The 15,074-nt window shown below is 61.7% G+C and carries 19 protein-coding genes; 9 read left to right on the plus strand and 10 right to left on the minus strand.

The window, feature by feature from the left end; translation table 11 throughout:
• Position 1 precedes the first annotated feature (1 nt).
• Positions 2-1,441 carry a PLP-dependent aminotransferase family protein gene (locus I6L38_RS05200; protein WP_216989244.1) on the minus strand — a complete coding sequence of 480 codons (1,440 nt, stop codon included), beginning with the start codon at positions 1,439-1,441 and terminating at the stop codon, positions 2-4.
• A gap of 122 nt (positions 1,442-1,563) precedes the next feature.
• Here I6L38_RS05200 and I6L38_RS05205 point away from each other — a divergent pair, with 122 nt between their 5' ends.
• The 8 genes from I6L38_RS05205 (at position 1,564) to I6L38_RS05240 (ending at position 8,010) form a co-directional block, all read left to right on the plus strand.
• Positions 1,564-3,135, plus strand: coding sequence for a cytochrome ubiquinol oxidase subunit I (locus I6L38_RS05205; RefSeq protein WP_042050823.1), 1,572 nt, complete (start codon positions 1,564-1,566; stop codon positions 3,133-3,135).
• The gene (gene cydB / locus I6L38_RS05210) at positions 3,135-4,274 is read left to right on the plus strand and encodes a cytochrome d ubiquinol oxidase subunit II (protein ID WP_216989245.1); all 1,140 of its coding nucleotides are present in this window, start codon (positions 3,135-3,137) and stop codon (positions 4,272-4,274) included. Before I6L38_RS05205 ends, cydB begins: the two co-directional genes overlap by 1 nt.
• A 16-nt stretch (positions 4,275-4,290) precedes the next feature.
• A complete protein-coding gene (locus tag I6L38_RS05215; RefSeq protein WP_005299522.1) occupies positions 4,291-4,413 on the plus strand; it encodes a cytochrome bd oxidase small subunit, CydX/CbdX family in 123 nt (40 codons plus the stop codon).
• 78 nt (positions 4,414-4,491) lie between these two features.
• Positions 4,492-5,451, plus strand: a complete 960-nt coding sequence (locus I6L38_RS05220; RefSeq protein WP_017766000.1) for an MBL fold metallo-hydrolase — start codon at positions 4,492-4,494, stop codon at positions 5,449-5,451.
• On the plus strand, positions 5,444-5,773 hold the full coding sequence (locus tag I6L38_RS05225; RefSeq protein ID WP_216989246.1) for a hypothetical protein: 330 nt from the start codon (positions 5,444-5,446) through the stop codon (positions 5,771-5,773). Before I6L38_RS05220 ends, I6L38_RS05225 begins: the two co-directional genes overlap by 8 nt.
• Positions 5,761-6,621, plus strand: coding sequence for a DUF692 domain-containing protein (locus tag I6L38_RS05230; protein WP_216989247.1), 861 nt, complete (start codon positions 5,761-5,763; stop codon positions 6,619-6,621). Before I6L38_RS05225 ends, I6L38_RS05230 begins: the two co-directional genes overlap by 13 nt.
• A 43-nt stretch (positions 6,622-6,664) precedes the next feature.
• Positions 6,665-7,408: a DUF2063 domain-containing protein gene (locus I6L38_RS05235; protein ID WP_216989571.1), complete on the plus strand. Its 744-nt coding sequence runs from the start codon at positions 6,665-6,667 to the stop codon at positions 7,406-7,408.
• Positions 7,405-8,010 carry a DoxX family protein gene (locus I6L38_RS05240; RefSeq protein ID WP_216989248.1) on the plus strand — a complete coding sequence of 202 codons (606 nt, stop codon included), beginning with the start codon at positions 7,405-7,407 and terminating at the stop codon, positions 8,008-8,010. Before I6L38_RS05235 ends, I6L38_RS05240 begins: the two co-directional genes overlap by 4 nt.
• Before the next feature lie 83 nt (positions 8,011-8,093).
• On the opposite strand, the gene I6L38_RS05245 is transcribed toward I6L38_RS05240, so the two are convergent.
• The 8 genes from I6L38_RS05245 to I6L38_RS05280 form a co-directional block, all read right to left on the minus strand.
• Positions 8,094-9,275, minus strand: coding sequence for an MFS transporter (locus I6L38_RS05245; protein WP_005299532.1), 1,182 nt, complete (start codon positions 9,273-9,275; stop codon positions 8,094-8,096).
• Between the two features lie 606 nt (positions 9,276-9,881).
• Positions 9,882-10,685: a 2,5-didehydrogluconate reductase DkgB gene (dkgB, locus tag I6L38_RS05250; protein ID WP_216989249.1), complete on the minus strand. Its 804-nt coding sequence runs from the start codon at positions 10,683-10,685 to the stop codon at positions 9,882-9,884.
• Positions 10,686-10,732: 47 nt separating this feature from the next.
• Positions 10,733-11,029, minus strand: a complete 297-nt coding sequence (locus I6L38_RS05255) for a putative quinol monooxygenase (RefSeq protein WP_216989250.1) — start codon at positions 11,027-11,029, stop codon at positions 10,733-10,735.
• A 163-nt stretch (positions 11,030-11,192) separates the two neighbouring features.
• Positions 11,193-11,843 carry a hypothetical protein gene (locus I6L38_RS05260; RefSeq protein ID WP_216989251.1) on the minus strand — a complete coding sequence of 217 codons (651 nt, stop codon included), beginning with the start codon at positions 11,841-11,843 and terminating at the stop codon, positions 11,193-11,195.
• Positions 11,844-12,025: 182 nt separating this feature from the next.
• Positions 12,026-12,391 carry a VOC family protein gene (locus I6L38_RS05265; protein WP_216989252.1) on the minus strand — a complete coding sequence of 122 codons (366 nt, stop codon included), beginning with the start codon at positions 12,389-12,391 and terminating at the stop codon, positions 12,026-12,028.
• A gap of 20 nt (positions 12,392-12,411) precedes the next feature.
• Positions 12,412-12,798 (minus strand): DUF6404 family protein, encoded by a 387-nt coding sequence (locus I6L38_RS05270; protein ID WP_216989253.1) that lies wholly within the window; start codon positions 12,796-12,798, stop codon positions 12,412-12,414.
• Between the two features lie 140 nt (positions 12,799-12,938).
• Entirely contained in the window at positions 12,939-13,160 is a 222-nt protein-coding gene (locus I6L38_RS05275) for a hypothetical protein (RefSeq protein ID WP_216989254.1), read from the minus strand.
• Positions 13,161-13,217: 57 nt separating this feature from the next.
• Positions 13,218-13,604, minus strand: coding sequence for a DUF6404 family protein (locus I6L38_RS05280; RefSeq protein ID WP_216989255.1), 387 nt, complete (start codon positions 13,602-13,604; stop codon positions 13,218-13,220).
• A 190-nt stretch (positions 13,605-13,794) separates the two neighbouring features.
• Between I6L38_RS05280 and I6L38_RS05285 the strand changes: the two genes are divergently transcribed.
• Entirely contained in the window at positions 13,795-14,697 is a 903-nt protein-coding gene (locus tag I6L38_RS05285) for a LysR substrate-binding domain-containing protein (protein WP_005299545.1), read from the plus strand.
• 92 nt (positions 14,698-14,789) lie between these two features.
• On the opposite strand, the gene I6L38_RS05290 is transcribed toward I6L38_RS05285, so the two are convergent.
• Positions 14,790-15,026, minus strand: a complete 237-nt coding sequence (locus I6L38_RS05290; RefSeq protein WP_017779399.1) for a hypothetical protein — start codon at positions 15,024-15,026, stop codon at positions 14,790-14,792.
• Between the last annotated feature and the right edge of the window lie 48 nt (positions 15,027-15,074).

Raw genomic sequence — 15,074 nt, forward strand, 5'->3', positions numbered from 1 at the left:
GTCATGGGGCCTTTTGGTCTTTGACGGGAGCTGTGTCCAGCTGTTGGTGAATCAGTTCGGCCAACCGGGTGAGGGCCGCCTCCAGCTGCTCGCTCCAGGGATGGGAGCTGTTGAGCCGCAGGCAGTGATTGTGCAGCCCCTTGCTGGAGAAGAGGGCGCCGGGGGCCAGCGAGAAACCGCTGGCCAGCGCCTGGGCGTGCAGGGCGCGACTGTCGAAGCGCGGGTCAAACTCGAGCCAGAGAAAGTAGCCGCCATCGGGGGAGGAGATGCTCACTTCCCCCGGCAGCAGGCGCAGCAGGGCGGCCCGCATCTGCTGCTGGCGCTGGGCCAGGGTGTGGCGCAGCCGGCGAAAGTGGGCATCCACCCCGCCCTGGCGCAGCATCTCGGCCAGCGCCAGCTGGCTGGGCACATTGGTGGAGAGGGTCGACATCAGCTGCAGCCGCTGCACCCGCTCGGCGTGGCGACCGGCCACCACCCAGCCGACCCGAAAGCCCGGTGCCAGGCACTTTGAGAAGGAGCTGCACAGCAGGCTCTCGCCACTGGTATCCCAATATTTGATGGGCCTTGGCCGCTCACGACCAAAATAGACCTCGGCATAGACGTCGTCCTCCACCAGCGCCACCCCGCGTCGGTTGAGCAGCGCCATCAGCGCCTGCTTGTGCTCATCCGGCATGGTGTGACCGAGCGGGTGCTGAACATTGCCCATCAGCCAGCACGCCTTGATGGGGCGCTGGGCAAGGGCCTCCTCCAGCAGGGCGAGATCGATGCCCACCCCCGGGATCACCGGGATCTCCACCGCATTGAGCTTGAGCCGCTCGATGGCCTGCAGGGCGCCATAGAAGGTGGGGGACTCCACCACTACCCAGTCACCGGGCTCGGTCAGCACCTGCAGACTGAGGGAGAGCGCCTCCATGGCGCCGGTGGTGATGATGATCTGCTGGGGATCCACCGCCAGCCCCTCGCTGGCGTAACGCTGGGCGATGGCCCGGCGCAGCGCCTCGTTGCCGGGGGGCAGGTCTGCCACCGTGCTGAAGGGGTCGAGCCGGCGCATGCAGCTGGCCAGCGCCCGGCCAAGCTGGGGATGAGGGAACAGGGTGGGGTCGGCCACCGACATGCCAAGGGGCACCAGCCCCCGTGACTTGCTCGCCTGCAACACCTCGAACACCAGATCGTTGATGTCCACCGAGCCGCTGTAGTGCGCCTGCTGGGGCAGGCTGGCGGCAGGGCGGGAAGGCGCCGCCTTGACGTAGTAGCCGGACTGGGGGCGGGCGAGGATCCGCCCCTGGCTCTCCAGCAGCTGATAGGCCTGCAGCACCGTCATGGGGCTCAGACCATGGGTCTTGCAGCTCTGGCGGATGGAGGGAATGCGCTCGCCGGGTTGCCACACCCCGGCTTCAATCTGCTGTTGCAGGCGGTCGGCCAGCTGACGGTAAAGGGACATGTGATGCAGTAACTGTTATAGGTGTAATTCAATATAACTGCATCTGTTATAGGTGTCATGCTCCGTGGTGTACTTGTCTCGCACAAAACGTGCAAGGTAAATACAACAAAAGAGAGTGACGCATGATCAATCCGGATGACGTGGTCAGCCTGTCGCGCCTGCAATTTGGCGCCACGGCCATGTTCCACTTCCTGTTTGTGCCCCTCACGCTGGGGCTGTCCTGGATCCTGGTGATCGCAGAGTCGGCCTATGTGATGACCGGCAAGGTGATCTACAAGGACATCACCCGTTTCTGGGGCAAGCTGTTTGGCATCAACTTCGTGATGGGGGTGACCACAGGCATCACCCTGGAGTTCCAGTTCGGCACCAACTGGGCCTACTACTCCCAGTATGTGGGGGACATTTTCGGCACCCCGCTGGCGGTGGAGGGGTTGATGGCCTTCTTCCTCGAGTCGACCCTGGTGGGACTCTTCTTCTTCGGCTGGGACAAGCTCTCCCGCGGTCAGCATCTGCTGGTGACCATGCTGGTGGCGCTCGGTTCCAACCTCTCCGCGCTCTGGATCCTGATCGGCAACGGCTGGATGCAGAACCCGGTGGGCGCCGAGTTCAACCTGGTGACCCAGCGCATGGAGCTGGTGGACGTGGCCGCGGTGATCTTCAACCCGGTGGCCCAGGTCAAGTTCGTGCACACGGTGGCGGCGGGCTATGTGGCCGCCTCCCTGTTCGTGATGGGGGTGAGCAGCTGGTATCTGCTGCGCCGCATGGAAGTGCGCTTCGCCCTGCGCTCCTTTGCCATCGCCTCGGGCTTTGGGCTGGCCGCCATTCTCTCGGTCATCGTGCTGGGTGACGAGTCGGGTTATCGCACCGGCGAGGTGCAGAAGGTCAAGCTGGCCGCTATCGAGGCGGAGTGGGAGACCGAACCTGCGCCGGCCGCCTTCACCCTGTTCGGCTTCCCGGATCAGGGGGCCGAGACCACCCACGCTGCGGTCAAAATCCCCTATCTGATGGGCATCATCGCCACCCGCTCCCTCGATGAGGCGGTGACCGGCATCAAGGATCTCAAGGCCCAGCACGAGACCCGCATTCGCAGCGGCATGGTGGCCGCCGGTGCGCTCGAGCAGATCCGCGCCGGCAACGACTCGGCCGAGAACCGTGCGCTGTTCGACAAGCACGGCCAGGATCTCGGCTACGGGCTGCTGCTCACCCCCTATGCCAGCAACATCGCCAAGGCCGGTGAGGCCGAGATCGCCAGGGCGGTGGAAGACTCGGTGCCGCAGGTGGCGCCGCTGTTCTGGGGCTTTCGGATCATGGTCGGGTTGGGGGTCGTGATGCTCGGGCTGTTCGTGGCGGGTTTCGTTCAGCTCTGCCGCAACCGGCTGCTCGCCTCGCCCCGCCTGCTCAAGGCGCTGCTGTGGAGCATTCCGCTGCCCTGGATTGCCATCGAGGCGGGCTGGTTCGTGGCCGAGTTCGGTCGCCAGCCCTGGACCATCAGCGACGTGCTGCCGGTGTCGGCCTCGGTGTCGCTGCTGCAGCCGGGCCAGCTCTGGTTCAGCCTGATCTCCATCTGTCTCATTTACTCCTGCCTGCTGGTGGTGGAGCTGTTCCTGCTGCGCCGCGTGATCCGCCAGGGGCCCGCCGTGCTGCATACCGGCCGCTACAGCGGTGAACAACCCGAACTTGCGAGGATCGCCTGATGGATTATGAAACCCTGAAACTCATCTGGTGGGGGCTGGTGCTGTTCATGCTGGTCGGCTTCATCGTGATGGATGGCTTCGACCTCGGTATCGCCATGCTGTTGCCGGTGGTCTCGAAAGAGGATGAAGACCGCCGACTGGTGATCAACAGCGTGGGGCCGGTGTGGGAGGGCAACCAGGTGTGGCTCATCGCCGGCGCCGGCGCCCTGTTCGCCGCCTGGCCGCTGGTCTACGCCGCCGCCTTCTCGGCGCTCTATGTGCCCATGATAGTGCTGCTGCTTGGCCTCTTCCTGCGCCCGGTGGGCTTTGACTATCGCAGCAAGCTGGCCGATCCCCTCTGGCGCCGCTGGTGGGATCGCGCCCTGGTGGCCGGTGGTCTGGTGCCGACCCTGGTGCTCTCTGCCGCCATCGCGCTGGTGATGCAGGGCCTGCCGTTTCGCTTCGACAGCGCACTGCGCCTGCACTACGGGGCCTTCGACTTCCACTGGAGCTGGATTGCCAGCGTGGTGGCGACCGGGGTGAGCCTGCTGCTGCTGCACGGCGCCAGCTTCCTGCAGGCCAAGGTAACGGGGACCCCTGCACTGCGGGCCCGTGGCCTCGCCATCCTGCTGGCACCGCTGGTGACCCTCTGCTATCTGCTGGCCGGCTGGCATCTGTTGGGGTTGCCGGGTTATCAACTGACCGGCCTGGCGGGCCAGCCCTTTGACCCCAATGCCGCCATCAGCCCGTTGATGAAGGGGGTGATCCCCCACGCCTGCGGCTGGCTTGGCAACTACTTTGACTACCCGCTGCTGTGGCTGGTGCCCCTCATCGGCGCCCTGGCACCGCTGGCCAGCGGCATCGCCGCCTGGCAGGAGAAGGGACGACTGGCGCTGCTGGCCAGCGGCCTGGCCTGCGCCGCCATGCTCTGCTCGGTGGCCATCGCCCTGTTCCCCTTCGTGCTGCCCTCGTCGCTGGATCCGGCCAGCAGCCTGACCCTGTGGGACGGCACCTCCAGCTTCAAGACCCTGATCATCATGTTCGGGATCGTGCTGGTGCTGATGCCCATCAACCTCGGCTATACCGGCTGGGTCTACCGGGTGGTGCGCGGCAAGCTGGATCGTGCCGGCATCAAGCGCGACAGCCATCAACTCTACTGACCCCAAGGGAGCCGCTATGTGGTACTTCACCTGGATTTTGGGCCTGGGTTTCGCCCTGCTGCTGGGCCTGTGCAACCTGCTCTGGCTGGAAGCACGCTGGGCAGCCGATGAACGGGATGAGCCCCGCTCTCAACCCTGATCCCCCTCGGTCGGGGAGGGCAGACACTGCCTCGCCCCGACCCCTTTCTCTTGTCATCCAACCGACAGGTAATCCGTTATGAAACAGACAATCAAAGCGGTGACGCTGGCCATCGGCTGCGCGCTCGCCACCGCGCCGGCCTGGGCCGAGCCCGTACAACTGACGCCACTGGACAAGGCATTCACCCTGCAGGTGCTCGGCAGCGGCGGCCCCATCTCCGACGATCTGCGCGCCTCCTCCAGCGAGGTGATCTGGTGGAAGGGCAAATCGCGCATCCTGATCGATGCCGGTGGCGGCGTCTATCTGCGCTTCGGCCAGGCGGGCGCCAAGCTCGAAGAGGTCGACTTCATTGGCATCACCCACTTTCACACCGACCATGTGACCGACCTGCCCGCGCTGCTCAAGGGGGCCTATTTCTTCAAGCGCAGCGATCCCCTCGATCTGGCGGGGCCGCAAGCCGGCTCGGCTTTCCCCAGCATGAGCGGCTACTTTGACGCCCTGTTCAACCCGAGCAAGGGGGCCTATGCCTACCTCAGCGGCTTCAAGGATGGCACCGATGGTCTCTTCCCCATCAATGTGCACGATGTGCCCTACCAGACACCTCGGCCGCAACAGGTCTATCAGCAGGATGGCCTGACCATCACGGCGCTCGGCATCCCTCACGGGGACGTGCCCTGTTTGGCCTATCGCATCGAGAGCGCCGAGGGGACCATCGTCATCTCGGCGGATCAGAACGGCAGCAATCCGGCCTTTGTGCCGTTTGCCAAGGGGGCCGACATCCTGGTGATGCCGCTCGCCATCCACGAGGGCGCCGATCCCGTCTCCGCCTCGCTCCATGCCAAGCCCTCGGTGGTCGCCAACATTGCCGCCGAAGTGAATCCCAAGCTGCTGGTGCTGAACCACTGGATGGGGGTCGGTCTCAATCACAAGAAGGAGGCGATGGCCATCGTCAAGCAGCAGTTCCACGGCCAGGTGGTGGCCGCCCGCGATCTCTCCAGTTACCCCGTTTCATCCGTCAAGGAGTCCAGCCATGAGTAACGTAAGCAGCATCAAAACCTCCTGCAAACTGAGCCTCTCCATCGCCATGACCGGCCTGATTGCGCTGACCCCCGGGCTTGCGCTGGCGGCTACCCCGAGCGAGGCGCCGGTGAAGGCGGCGCCGAGCGAACAGCACGGCGGCAAGTGTGCGGCCGGCAAGTGCGGCACCGAGAAGCGCTTCGAGAAGCAGGCCCTCGACAGCGATCCACAGGGCCGGCTGGTGCGCGCCCGCGATGGCAAGTGTGGTCTGGCGGAGCAGGGGAGCAACGGCGAGGCCCAGCGCCAGGAGAGCAAGATGACGGAGGGGGTATGCGGCCAATAAGCGCCAGCAGCCGTGGCGTGGGGCTGCGCCAGGAGCATCTGGCCCAGCTCTGTGTGGCGCCTGCCCGCCCCGGCATCGACTTTCTCGAGCTGGCGCCGGAGAACTGGATGGCCATTGGCGGCGCCAGGCGGGAGCAACTGCAGCAGATCGCCGCGCGCTATCCACTGGTGGCCCACGGGCTCAGCCTCTCCCTCGGCGATTGCCAGCCGCTCAATATGACCCTGCTCGGCCATATCCGCGCTTTTCTCGACGAGTTTGCCATCGACATCTACAGCGAGCACCTGAGCTTTTCCCGCGATGCCCGGGGCTATCTCTACGAGCTGCTGCCGGTGCCGCGCCAGTGGGAGAACCTCACTTATCTGGCGGATCGGATCCGGCAGGTACAGGATGCGCTGGCCCGCCCGCTGGTGCTGGAGAACATCTCCTACTACCACGGCTATGAGCACGAGATGGCAGAGGAGGCGTTTCTGACCGAGCTGGTGGCGCGCAGCGGCTGCGAGCTGCTGCTCGACATCAACAACGTTTTTGTGAACAGCCGCAACCACGGCTACTGCCCTGAGCGGATGATTGCCGGGCTGCCGGGCCAGGCGATCCGCTACTTCCATATCGCCGGCCATCTGGAAGAGGCGGACGGCACCCTGCTGGATACCCATGGTCGTCCGGTCTGCGAGGAGGTGGTGGCGCTGGCCCGTTATACGGTGCAGACCCACGGCCTGCGCCCCCTGCTGCTGGAGCGGGATCACCATCTGCCCCCCTTGCCCGTGCTGGAGGCCGAACTGGCCCGGGTCCATCAGGCCTGCTGCGAGGCGACGGCGCATCCTGCGGGTCGGGAGGTGTGTCATGACTAGGCGAGAGCAAGCGGCATGGCCTGCCACGGCGGTCCCGCCCCGGCTGTGGCAGCAGACCGAGTGGCTGGCCGGTTGCATACGAGAGTCGGCAGCCGAACTCGCCCCCCACTATGTGCGCAGTGTGCGGGCCAATGTCGAGGCGGTGCTGGAGAGTACCTTCGCGCTCACCCTGAACCACCTGACGCTGGCTGAGCGCGATGTGCTGGTGAATGGCTTCGTCGCCCACCATGGCGCGATCGAGCCCACCTTTCACCAGATTGCCACCGAGCTGGTGCGCCATGTGCAGCTTGGCCAGGGGGCGGGTCGGCTCAACTGGCCCGGGCTGCGGCTGGCGCTGCTGGAGTATGAGTGGGCCTGCCTGTGCGTCGAGATTGACGACGCGCAGGTGCCGCGCCCGCTCGCAGGGGAAGCGGTGGAGATGGGCAGCCTGCTCTGGCTCAACCCCACCTTGCAGTTGCTGACGCTGCCATTTGTGTTCCAGCAGGGGCGGGTGGTGGCGGCCGGTCAGGCTCCCGAGCTCTGCGCCCTGTTTCGCTGCCCTGCCCATCAGCTGGTCAGCCAGGCGCTGCGCGAATTCGATGTGGCCCTGCTGCAGCTGCTTGGGCAGCAGCAAGGGGTCAGTGTGGCCGGGTTGGCCGCCCAGGTGCACCCCTATCGCAGCGGTTTTGATCTGCTGGAGTGGGCCCGCCATTTTCACCGGCTCGGCCTGCTGGCTACTCAACCGCCATCCATAGAACCCATATCCATTGAACGTCAGGAACCCCCTTTCCAAGGAGACATCCCATGAACAACACCCTTATCCATTGGTACGAGCGGGCCGCAGCCCAGTGCAAGCGGCTCGATTTTCTGGCCCTGCTGGCCATTCGCCTCTACCTCATCCCGGTCATCTATGTGGGGGCCCACTCCAAGGTGGTGGGGTTTGCCGGCACGGTTGCCTGGTTTGGTGCACCAGCCTCGGAAGGGGGGCTCAACCTGCCGTTCCCGACCCTGCTCGCCTTTCTGGCGGCGGGCACCGAGGTGCTGGGCTGCATCTGCATCGCCCTTGGTCTCTTTACCCGGGTCATGGCCATTCCGACCATCTTCCTGATGAGCGTGGCGAGCGCCATGGTGCACTGGAAGCACGGCTGGGATGCCATCGCCACCGGCAGCATGGAGGCGACATTGCGCCTCAACGGCTTTATCGAGTGGCTGGCCGCCAACTTCCCCGGTCGTTACAACTACATCACCGAGCTTGGGGATCCCGTGATGCTCAACAACGGGATGGAGTTTGCCGCCACCTACTTCGTGATGCTGCTGGTACTGCTGGTGTACGGCGGCGGGCGCTACGTCAGCCTCGACTACTGGCTGGCACGCGCCGTGACGGGCAAGGCCGGGCCGCAAGCGGCATAACAAAAACGAATGAGCAGAGCGTGAAAGCGAGACGAGCGGCATCAGCCGCTCGTTTTTATTTTGCAGAGCAAAGGCCTGCGGTTTCAGTACTGGGGGCAGGCTTGTGCCATCCGGGCGGCTTGCCGCTCGCTGACATGGGTGAGGCCGTAGGCCAGCAGCACGATCAGCGCGCCGATCCAGGGGGTGTGCATCAGGCCAAGGTGCTCCACCACCAGGCCGCCGACCACGGAGCCCAGCGCGATGCCGACGTTGAAGGCGGCGATATTGAGGCCGGAGGCCACATCCACCGCCCTCGGCGTGTGCTGCTCGGCCTGTTTCACCACCAGCACCTGCAGGCCCGGTACGTTACCAAAGGCAAAAGCGCCCCACACCAGCACGGTGAGCACCGCCAGCACCGGGTGTGGCGCGGTGAAGGTGAGCACCAGCAGCACCAATGCGAGACCGGCAAACAGCAGCTTCAACGCAGGCAGCGGGCCCATGCGATCGGCCAGCTTGCCGCCCCAGATATTGCCGACGGCGACCGACACTCCGTACACCAGCAGAATGAGGCTCACCGCGCCGGCGCTAAAGCCGCTCACCTGCTGCAAGATGGGGGCGAGGAAGGTAAAGGCGGTGAAGGCGCCGCCGTAACCGAGCGCTGTCTTGGCGTAGACCAGCAGCAGCGGCTTTTTGGTGAGCACCGAGAGCTGCTCGCGGATAGTCGAGGCGGCTCCTTTGGGCAGGTTATTGGGGATCAGCAGCAGGCTGCCCACCATGGCGACCAGCCCCAGCAGGCTCACCACCAGAAAGGTGTCTCGCCAGCCGAAGACCTGACCAATCCAGGTGCCGAGCGGGACGCCGGTCACCAGCGCGATGGTGAGGCCGCTGAACATGATGGCGATGGCGCTGGCCGCTTTCTCTTTGGCCACTAGGCCGGTGGCGATGGTGCTGCCTACCGAGAAGAAGACCCCGTGGGCCAGCCCGGTCAGGATGCGGGCCAGGATCAGGCTCTCGTAACCGGGGGCCTGCCAGGCCAACAGGTTGCCGGCGGTAAAGAGCGCCATCAGCCCTACCAGCAGCCACTTGCGCGGTACCTTGCCGGTCAGCGCCGTGAGCACGGGGGCGCCGATGGCCACCCCAAGGGCATAGAGGCTGACCAAGAGGCCCGCCGAGGGGAGCGAGACATTGAGCTGCTCGGCGATGGTGGGGATGAGCCCCACGATCACGAATTCGGTGGTGCCGATCGCAAAGGCACTTAAGGTGAGGGCAAACAACGCCAGTGGCATAACAACTCCTTGGATAGGGACTCCCGACGGGAGAGTGGCGCCAGTATGCCGAGGTGGTTTGTTGGCAAAAATGACGGCGACATCAAATTACTTTTGCCAAATCAGCAGCAATGCGCCGTGAAATGGGGTTGCTGGAGTGGCTGAGGCAACGCGGCAAGTACAACTGGTAGCGCACGAGATGGGGGTAGAGACAACGCGCACGGCAGCAATCCGTGCATAGCGAGCCAGGACAACGAGAAAAGAGGAAAGAGTTAAGAGGAAAGAGTTAAGAGGAAAGAGTTAAGAAACAAATGGTTGAGGGAAGGCGCTGGGAGATCGGCACGGGCGGCAGTGGCGCTGTGTTGGAGACAAAAAAGCGGGGGGCATCATGCCTCCCGCTCAGGTTCTCGTCGATGTTGTCTGGTTTTCTTTGCTCCCTTCTCCCCTTGCGGGAGAAGGGTTGGGGATGAGGGGCTATCTGGTTGAAGGCCTGATGACATAAAAAGAGGAGCTTGCCCTCACCCTGACCCTCTCCCACAGGGAGAGGGGATAGCCCGTGGCTGCAATAGGCTCGTGCGGGTTGCCGCTATCCGCCGCCTAAGCGAGAGGGCATGGCTCCACTCCCCTTTAATCCCAATCTGGCGCAAAGTCCGGGTCGGCGCAGCGCTCGCCCCGCTCCAGGGTGGCGATGGTGGCCAGCTCGTCGGCAGTGAGGGTGACCTTCAGCGCAGCCAGGTTGGCGGCCAGATTCTCCCGCTTGGTGGAGCTCGGGATCACCGTCATGCCCTGGGCCAGCAGCCAGGCCAGCGACACCTGGGCCGCCGAGACGCCGTGGCGCTTGCCGATCTCCATCAGCAGCGGCTCGGTGAGCACCTTGCCATAGGCCAGCGGCATATAGGCGGTGATGGCGATGCCGTGATCCTTGCAGAACTCCACCACCTTGCGGTTTTGCAGCAGCGGATGGATCTCCACCTGCTGGTGGGCGATGGCGCCCGGCCCTAGGATCTCGATGGCCTGTTTGAGCTGGGCCACGGTAAAGTTGGAGACCCCGATCTCCCGGGTCAGACCCCGGGCCTTGGCCTCGGCCAGCTGCTCCAGATAGACCGCCATCGGCACCTCATCCCTAGGGGATGGCCAGTGGATCAGCGCCAGATCCAGATAGTCGGTGCCCAGTTTTTCCAGGCTCACCTCCAGGCTCGGGATCACCTTGCCCGGGCCAAACTCGCTGGTCCACACCTTGGTGGTCAGGTAGATATCCTGGCGGGGCACGCCGCTCTCGCGCATCAGCTGGCCCACTTCGGCCTCGTTGGCGTAGATCTGGGCGGTATCGATATGGCGGTAGCCAAGCTCGAGCCCCTGCAGCAGGGAGTCGCGCAGGGGTTGGCCGGTCAGGCGAAAGGTACCAAGACCCAGGTTGGGCATCTTCATCATGTTGTTCCTCAAATAGGTGGCAAAAGGGCGCTCAGCGGCGCGGCACATCAGGCGTCCAGCGGTTGATAGCGGCGAATGGTGCTGCCGGCAAACCAGGGCTCGGCCGTGGTGACAAATTCGGTGAAATGGGGTTGGCCCTGATGGGCGCTGAGGGCGGCTTCGCTCTCCCACACCTCGTAGAGCATCCAGCTGTGGGGATTGTCCAGATCCTGATGCAACTGGTAGCGCAGGCAGCCAGCCTCCTGCAAGGTGGCCGCGATCAAGGGGTCCAGGGCGGCACGAAACTGGGCGGCGAATTCGGGTTTGGCTTCAAGCTGGGCAATCACAATCACGGGGGAAGACATCGGAACCTCCTTGCAAAAACGAAGGGTCAGTATGCCCACCTAGACTTGCCCGAAACAGGGCCGCTGTCGCAAAACACTATTGAGATAAGAGCAGCAATCAATAATTAAAATTATTAACGATATTAAATATTAATTTAAGATAAGAAGTGAGTTATATAACTAACTATCTCACTTGAAGTTGTTCTCTGTAAAATTTTATATATTTCCTTAATGTTGGATGTGCTTTTAGTAAGAGCTTTACTGCATCCAGACAAGACATGCTACTTCCTTTTAAAACCTCAATACTTAGCGGCCACTGTATTTGATAAGATACAAACTCTTTAATTGGTACGGCATAGTTTTCCATACTTCGCTCATTAGGGTGAGTCCTGTATTTTAATTGATAGCATTGATGCGGCGTAATGAATTCCTCAGCAAATGGGTTGTCAATGAAGCAAGTAGCCTTAAAGACTCTAAATCCTCGAGTCAACTCTTCTTCATCTAAAGGCTCAGTATCAATCGAAAATTCGACAGCTGGATAAATAGAGATAATAACTTCGTTAAAGATTATAGGCTCACCGTGTAAAGCTGCATTACGTAAAGATTTCAATATCTTTGTGTATAGTGTCCATTCTAAAAAATCACTGGCACTCCATGAACGACCAGTAAGATTTTTGAATTCCCTTCTCATCACATCAGTAAGTTGCTGACTTTTAACTATATACTGTTCAAATAAGTGTCGGAAGTGTTTAGGCTTTCGCCTTGAGTTCATAATCTGAAAGTAAATTTCATCTAAGTCTGAGAATATTATATCTGCCTTAGTAAGATAGTCCAATTCTTGTACCTATTAGTTTTTAAGTCGTAAGGGTGGGGTATATTAGTTGGCATATCTTCTGGCTTCAGTTATAAAAACGATAATAAATAATATGAAACCGTTGAAAGTGTATAAATACAGATTAACTCGCATCTATTATTGCTTATCAAAATTTTATGCATGAATTTTGCTCTATCTATTTCTCAGATATCGGCCGGCTCGGACCAAACCGCAAATTCATTGCCGCTGGGCTCGACAAAGTGAAAGCGGCGGCCACCGGGAAAGTCGAACAGGGGGCGAACTATGGTGCCTCCAGCGCAGGTCACCTTGGTCTGGGTTGCGACAATATCGGCGCTGTAGAACACCAGCAGGGCGCCGCCTTGCGCGCTCTGGCTGCAGAGGTCTGCGCGATAGAAGCCGCCATCCAGCCCTTCTCCCTCGAAGGCACAATAATCGGGGCCATAATCGGCAAATTGCCAGCCGAAAGCGGCCTGAAAGAAGGCCTTGGTGGCGGCAAGATCTCTGGCCGCAAACTCCACATAGTTCAGTTTTTCATGGGCCCTGATCATGAGGATCTCCTTGTCGGTGATTATTTCGGTTGCCAGCGTTTTTGCGTGCGGATCGTGGAGTGGGGCAAAGCGTCCCAAGGAGTCAGTTTGAGCTGCTTGCGCCGAAACCAGAGCCAGGTCGCCATCAGCAGACCAAACCCTATGCCAAACAGCAGGCTCTGGCGCAGGGCGAATGCTGGCGTTACCTCATCTTGCCAGCCGAAGAACCACATCAACACCCCCCAGATAGCGCCAGTGGGGATCCCCAGAGCAAGGACATTGACCAGAAAGCGTTCGTAGTGGGGCGGTCTGATGGTGAACCCCGCCTTTCGCAGCAGCCAGGTGATCGGCGGGTTGTAGTTGAGCGTCTGCACGCCTTTCTCTGCCAGCTCCCGGTGGGCGGCCGCCAGTCTACGTTCGAATTCCATGATGTTTTTCCTTGAGGTGTTTGGTGCCATACGATGCCGGCTTGCCGCATTCTACTGGCAAACCCCGAGTGGCATGTGAGCGTGCCGTCACGTTATCTCCTTGTCGTGACGGCCTGACCATCTCAGGCTGTGGTTACCCATCACGCCAGGGCCGCCATGATGGCTGGATGAAGCCTTCTAGCGACCACCATGCCAAGTAAAATGGAGATGAAGATAGGGAGAGGATCCCGGCTGCGTCGATAGCTGCGCCAGTTGCCATTATGGTGGCGGAACAGCCGGTAGGTGAGAACCACAAGACAAATTGCGGTTTGAATGAAGCAGTTAACTGAAAAACTGATCATGAATTTGACGAAATCGGGCAAGGTGGGGGTCCGTATCTGTAGCCTGTATTACATCTGGTGCCAATTTGCGGCGGGGTTTCAGCCTTTTCCTGCCGCGCTTTCACGGATGGGTTGGCGTGCTAGCTGTTCCCATGGGGTCAAATCAAGCTGCCTGCGCCTTTGCCAGAGCCTGATTAAGGTAACGAGACCAAACAGACCAGCGAATAGAGCTGTGCTGAACAAGGATGATACGAAGGATCTTCCCTCTGGGTGCCAAACGAACGTCCACATAATCAGACCCCAGATCGGCGCGATACTGAGGCTGGCATAAAGAAAATTGACCAGCCAGCCCGCGTAATAAGGTGGCTTGACGGTGCAGCCGAGTTTGCGCAGCAACTTGAACCCCCATGGGTTGTAGTCGGATTCCTTGATGCCTTGGTCAGCCAGAGTCTGATGGGCGATGGCCAGCCGTTCTTCAAATGTCATTGATTTGCCTTATATCGCAGCGGCGTCATATGGTGCTTTTTTTGCGGCATTCTACGGATTAAGCAGGTTGAGGGATAGCGCGCATATCTGGTTTTTCTCCCTGAAATACCGGCACGGCTGCCAGAGGTCCCTTGCCAACCCAAGGACATTGCGCCTATAAAGGCCCATTACTCTTGTCTGGATTGCAGCAATGAAGACCCATTCTGATGAACTGACCCTGTTTGTGGCGGTGGTGGAGGCGGGCAGCTTTCGCCAGGCGGCGGAGAACCTCGGCATGGACAATTCGGTGGTGAGCCGCGGCATCAAGCGGCTGGAAGAGAAGCTCGCCACCGTGCTGCTCAATCGCACCACCAGGCGGGTCAGCCTGACCGAGGAGGGGGGCTGGTTCTATCAGCGGGCGGTGAAGATCCTGACCGAGATGAGCGAGGCGGAGGGGCTGCTGCTGATGCGCCGCGAGCAGCCGGAGGGGGTATTGCGGGTCGATGCCGCCACTCCTTTCATCCTGCACCGGCTTGTGCCCATCATCGGCGAGTTTCGCCGCCGTTATCCCGCCATCGAGCTGCAACTGCACAGCTCCGAGGGCTTTATCAACCTGATGGAGCGGCGGGTGGACATGGCCATTCGCATCGGCGAGCTGACCGACTCCTCCCTGCGGGCGCTGCCGCTGGGCCGCTCGCGGCTGCGGCTGCTGGCGTCCCCCGACTATTTGCGCGAGCACGGCACCCCGCGCCAGCCGGCGGACCTGCTGAGCGGGCACGAGCTGCTCGGCTTTTTGCACCCCGATCACCTCAACCACTGGCCGCTTCTGAGCCAGGAGCAGGGGGATCGCTTTCCCATCACCCCGACCCTGCGCGCCAGCAGCGGTGAAACTCTGCGCCAGCTGGCGCTGCGGGGGCAGGGGATCGTCTGTCTGTCGGATTTCATGACCGGGCCGGATCGGACGAGCGGGGCTCTGGTGGAGGTGCTGGCCCGCAGCAACAGCGGCGCCTCGCGCCCCATCAATGCGGTCTTCTACTCCGATGCCCAGCGCGACATCCGGCTGCGGGTCTGGCTCGATTTTCTCAAGGAGCAGCTGGGAAGCCATGCCCTGTGATCCTGCGGTCGGGTGAAGGGGGCAGGGGCCGCACCGGATAAGCAGACGGCCGCCTCAAGGGGCGGCCGTCTGCCTGGGAAGGTGGGGTGGGCTTAGCGGGGCAATCTGCCCCATACCCGGCTGAGCAGAGCGCCACCGATGGCAGGCGGCACGGCCAGCAACAGCGTCCCATACCAGGGGAGCTCAGCCAGGGTGGCGGCCAGGACGATGCAGGTGAGCACCAGCAACTGGGCAACCATCATCAGCAAGGTGCCTTCACGGGGGGTCAGCGCCGCCTTGTGGGTGACACAGGTTTGGGCGGCGGGGGTGTGAGTGGTGGTCGGCTTCATGGCGATGTCCCTGGGTTGCGTCTGATATGACTCAACGATGACTAGCAA

It is taken from the genome of Aeromonas sp. FDAARGOS 1408 (assembly GCF_019048665.1).
In the GTDB taxonomy this organism is placed as follows: Bacteria; Pseudomonadota; Gammaproteobacteria; order Enterobacterales; family Aeromonadaceae; genus Aeromonas; species Aeromonas dhakensis.

Bases quoted from the DNA above. Each gene is read 5' to 3' on its own strand.
- I6L38_RS05290 (WP_017779399.1), bottom strand. From the start codon at position 15,026: ATGAAGCCGACCACCACTCACACCCCCGCCGCCCAAACCTGTGTCACC.
- I6L38_RS05245 (WP_005299532.1), bottom strand. From the start codon at position 9,275: ATGCCACTGGCGTTGTTTGCCCTCACCTTAAGTGCCTTTGCGATCGGC.
- I6L38_RS05220 (WP_017766000.1), top strand. From the start codon at position 4,492: ATGAAACAGACAATCAAAGCGGTGACGCTGGCCATCGGCTGCGCGCTC.
- I6L38_RS05280 (WP_216989255.1), bottom strand. From the start codon at position 13,604: ATGACATTTGAAGAACGGCTGGCCATCGCCCATCAGACTCTGGCTGAC.
- I6L38_RS05255 (WP_216989250.1), bottom strand. From the start codon at position 11,029: ATGTCTTCCCCCGTGATTGTGATTGCCCAGCTTGAAGCCAAACCCGAA.
- I6L38_RS05230 (WP_216989247.1), top strand. From the start codon at position 5,761: ATGCGGCCAATAAGCGCCAGCAGCCGTGGCGTGGGGCTGCGCCAGGAG.
- I6L38_RS05265 (WP_216989252.1), bottom strand. From the start codon at position 12,391: ATGATCAGGGCCCATGAAAAACTGAACTATGTGGAGTTTGCGGCCAGA.
- cydB (WP_216989245.1), top strand. From the start codon at position 3,135: ATGGATTATGAAACCCTGAAACTCATCTGGTGGGGGCTGGTGCTGTTC.
- I6L38_RS05240 (WP_216989248.1), top strand. From the start codon at position 7,405: ATGAACAACACCCTTATCCATTGGTACGAGCGGGCCGCAGCCCAGTGC.
- I6L38_RS05285 (WP_005299545.1), top strand. From the start codon at position 13,795: ATGAAGACCCATTCTGATGAACTGACCCTGTTTGTGGCGGTGGTGGAG.
- I6L38_RS05270 (WP_216989253.1), bottom strand. From the start codon at position 12,798: ATGGAATTCGAACGTAGACTGGCGGCCGCCCACCGGGAGCTGGCAGAG.
- I6L38_RS05200 (WP_216989244.1), bottom strand. From the start codon at position 1,441: ATGTCCCTTTACCGTCAGCTGGCCGACCGCCTGCAACAGCAGATTGAA.
- I6L38_RS05205 (WP_042050823.1), top strand. From the start codon at position 1,564: ATGATCAATCCGGATGACGTGGTCAGCCTGTCGCGCCTGCAATTTGGC.
- I6L38_RS05215 (WP_005299522.1), top strand. From the start codon at position 4,291: ATGTGGTACTTCACCTGGATTTTGGGCCTGGGTTTCGCCCTGCTGCTG.
- dkgB (WP_216989249.1), bottom strand. From the start codon at position 10,685: ATGATGAAGATGCCCAACCTGGGTCTTGGTACCTTTCGCCTGACCGGC.
- I6L38_RS05225 (WP_216989246.1), top strand. From the start codon at position 5,444: ATGAGTAACGTAAGCAGCATCAAAACCTCCTGCAAACTGAGCCTCTCC.